General features: G+C 60.6%; 4 protein-coding genes. 2 read left to right on the top strand and 2 right to left on the bottom strand.

All coding sequences use genetic code 11. The features are described from left to right. Window positions 1-66: 66 nt before the first annotated feature. Together GY937_21480 and GY937_21475 are read right to left on the bottom strand one after the other, a co-directional pair. Window positions 67-414, bottom strand: coding sequence for a hypothetical protein (locus GY937_21480; protein MCP5059285.1), 348 nt, complete (start codon window positions 412-414; stop codon window positions 67-69). 38 nt (window positions 415-452) lie between these two features. Further along, window positions 453-1055: a TetR family transcriptional regulator gene (locus GY937_21475; GenBank protein MCP5059284.1), complete on the bottom strand. Its 603-nt coding sequence runs from the start codon at window positions 1053-1055 to the stop codon at window positions 453-455. A 126-nt stretch (window positions 1056-1181) separates the two neighbouring features. Here GY937_21475 and GY937_21470 point away from each other — a divergent pair, with 126 nt between their 5' ends. Both GY937_21470 and GY937_21465 read left to right on the top strand, forming a co-directional pair. Next, the gene (locus GY937_21470; protein ID MCP5059283.1) at window positions 1182-1934 is read left to right on the top strand and encodes an NUDIX domain-containing protein; all 753 of its coding nucleotides are present in this window, start codon (window positions 1182-1184) and stop codon (window positions 1932-1934) included. Between the two features lie 33 nt (window positions 1935-1967). Next, window positions 1968-2792 (top strand): band 7 protein, encoded by an 825-nt coding sequence (locus tag GY937_21465; protein MCP5059282.1) that lies wholly within the window; start codon window positions 1968-1970, stop codon window positions 2790-2792. The last annotated feature ends 104 nt before the right edge of the window (window positions 2793-2896 follow it).

The raw sequence follows: 2896 nt of genomic DNA, 5'->3' as shown, positions 1-2896 counted from the left end.
CCGAAGCACACTCCGCATTCGCGCCACGGAATGGGCATCGACCACCCAAAACGAGATCCGTCAGCGTCAATCGCCGCGCGGCACGCTGAAACATTGGAAAGCCAGCTTCTCAGCCAACTTTCGTGCATAGTTCAGGTTAAGGGAGAACGCGAGGAACGCGAGACGCTTCGCAGCTGGGTTCCGTGTAGGCAGGATATGAATGTGTAGCCAGGGCTTTCGGCGGGTTCGCTTGCCGTTGAAGATGAGGCTGAAGCACTCCTCGTCGAAGTAGTACCGTTTCCCGAGATCCCGAGCCTTTCGAGTGGCGATCAAGACGATCTCATCTGCCTCCTCGCACGAGGGTTGGCCCTGGTCGGCGGGGAATGAGAGAACGTGGTAGTGGGCGAGGAAGGGCAGGGCGGGGTTCTGGAGCATGCATCTCCTTCCACTAGACAGCGTGATCGACTCGTTCATCACCGGGCCTCCTCTGCTGAGTCCAGGTACCCGCGAGCGATCTGCTTGATTGAGGTGGCAGCGCTGCCGTAGGGGACGCAGGACGGCGAACCGGCTGCAAGCCGGAAGAATCCTTCCATGGCCGCGACCAGCGACAGTGCAGCGTCCGGTGCCGTGGCGTCCGAGCGCCCTTCCTTGTGCATGGCGGATCGGAAGGCGTTGGTGAACTCCTCGATCGCCTCCCGCATCAAGGCTTCGTAGAGGCTTCGTACTTCAGGCTGGCGGACGGCCTCCGCACCGATCACGACCCAACAGGCAACGGCTTCGGTCTCGACCCCCACCTCGGTCCCAACCAGTGCGTCTACGGCTGCAAAGATTTTTTCTGACGGATCGGCGGCTTCCGCATCGAGTCGGGACCTGACCACAGACGCCAGCCTCTCGATCAGCGCAAGGAGGATCTCCTGCTTGTTCTGGAAGTGATAGTGAATGAGCCCAGGAGTCAACCCAGCCTCCTGAGCGATCGCCTGGATGGTCGCCTTGGCGTAGCCCCGGTCGGCCATGACCCGCGCGAGCCCGCCAATGATCTCGCTGCGCCTCTGCTGGGTGTTTTGGGGCCTGGACATGTCTTCATATCGGCTTAGTTAATAGGTTGGTTGACCAAAAAATAACTCCAATCTCAATAATTCTCAAGGCCAATTGACTTAGATGCGATATACATATATGTTGCTTGCATCTAAGAGGGCAAAGCAATGACAGTCCAAGAGACAGCCGACCGGAATGAGGAGCATGAGTTCCTGGCGGCCTACGACGCCACAGAGTTCGACCGTCCCTCGTTGGCTGTGGATGTCGCGATTCTCACAGTGATCGGCGGCGGACTGGAAGTGGCCTTGGTCGAACGCGCTGAGCACCCGAACAAGGGCCACTGGGCGCTGCCCGGTGGCTTTGTTCGGATGGATGAATCCCTCGACCGAGCTGCGACGCGGGTCCTGACCGAGAAGGCGGGCCTTGCGGATGTCTACCTGGAGCAGCTCTACACATTTGGCGATCCCGGCCGTGATCCCAGGACCCGCGTAGTCTCGGTCGGCTACTACGCGCTTGTTGATCATGCGCGGCTGGCAACAAGCCAAGACTCCAACCTTACCTTCGGGCGTATCGACGTTCCGTGGGAAGGTGAGACCGGCGGCCCGGTCGAGGCGCGGAGTCCGCAGGGGCAGGACATGCCTCTGGCTTTCGATCACGCCGACATTCTCGGGATGGCCGTCAAGCGCATTCGTGGGAAGCTCGACTACACGCCGATCGGCTTCCAGCTCCTGGCCGAGACTTTCACGCTGCGTCGTCTCCAGGATGTTCACGAGACGATCCTTGGTCGGACGCTCAACAAGGATTCCTTCCGCCGAAGGATGCTCGCTTCCGGGCTTCTCGAAGCCACTGGAGAGCGAGAGACAGAGGTGGGGCACAGACCGGCGGAGCTCTACCGATTCACGAAGCGCTCGGCGATTTGAGCTGAGCAGAAGTAGATAGAAGAGGAGATAGTCATGGCAGAGATCCAGAGGTATCCGATTGTCAGACACCTACGGGCAGAGCCGAGCTTCCAGGTTCTGCGTTTCCGGCGAGGAAAGCTCGTTGCGAGCGGGCGGGGGCTGGCGTTCTGGTTCCGGCCGCTCAACACGAGCGTTGCCGAAATCCCGATGGATGACCGGGAGCTTCCCTTCCTCTTCCATGGACGCGCGAAGGACTTCCAGGACACGACAGTTCAGGGAGTCGTCACCTTCCGCGTGGTAGACGCCGAGCTGGCCGCCGCACGGGTGGACTTCGCCATCGATCTCGGAACGGGAGCAACTCTGAAGCAACCCTTGGACAAGTTGGCAGGTCTCCTAACGGAACTCGCTCAGCAGTTCGCCCTGGAATACCTCGCGCAAACGGACCTGCGTCACGCATTGGAAGAGGGAGTTGCGGAGGTTCGCGAGCGAATCTGGCAGGGGCTTCGGGAAGACGCTGCCTTGGAGGCAATGGGGCTGGAAGTCGTTGCAGTACGAGTCGGTGCCGTGAAGCCTGTCGCGGAAATAGAGAAGGCTCTCCAGATTCCGGTTCGGGAGGCCATCCAGCAGAAAGCCGATCAAGCGACCTTCCGGCGGCGGGCTGAGGCAGTCGAGCAGGAGAGGGCGGTCCAGGAGAACGAACTTCAGAGCCAGATCGAGCTGACTCGGCGGGAGGCCAACCTGATCGACCAGCGTGGAGAGAATGAGAAGAAGCGAGTGACAGACGAGGCAGAGGCCGCGCGAATCGGTGCGGAGGCTGAGGCGGAGCGCACGGGTATCGCGGCCAAGTGTTGGCGATCACGAGAAACCGTAGAAATCTGATCATCTAGCCGTGGTCGCGCGCGAGTGCTGGTTTCTCGTCAGAACGGCGAATCGGTGTCGGTCGGATCGGTGTCGAGTTCGCGATCGAGAGCCGCGAGGTAGTG

Source organism: bacterium, assembly GCA_024228115.1.
Lineage (GTDB): Bacteria > Myxococcota_A > UBA9160 > UBA9160 > UBA6930.
The sequence above is the reverse complement of the archived record's forward strand: the minus strand, read 5'-3'. Positions and strand labels throughout refer to the sequence as shown.

Excerpts from the sequence above, each read along its gene's own strand:
- GY937_21465 (MCP5059282.1), top strand. The coding sequence starts at position 1,968 with ATGGCAGAGATCCAGAGGTATCCGATTGTCAGACACCTACGGGCAGAG.
- GY937_21475 (MCP5059284.1), bottom strand. The coding sequence starts at position 1,055 with ATGTCCAGGCCCCAAAACACCCAGCAGAGGCGCAGCGAGATCATTGGC.
- GY937_21480 (MCP5059285.1), bottom strand. The coding sequence starts at position 414 with ATGCTCCAGAACCCCGCCCTGCCCTTCCTCGCCCACTACCACGTTCTC.
- GY937_21470 (MCP5059283.1), top strand. The coding sequence starts at position 1,182 with ATGACAGTCCAAGAGACAGCCGACCGGAATGAGGAGCATGAGTTCCTG.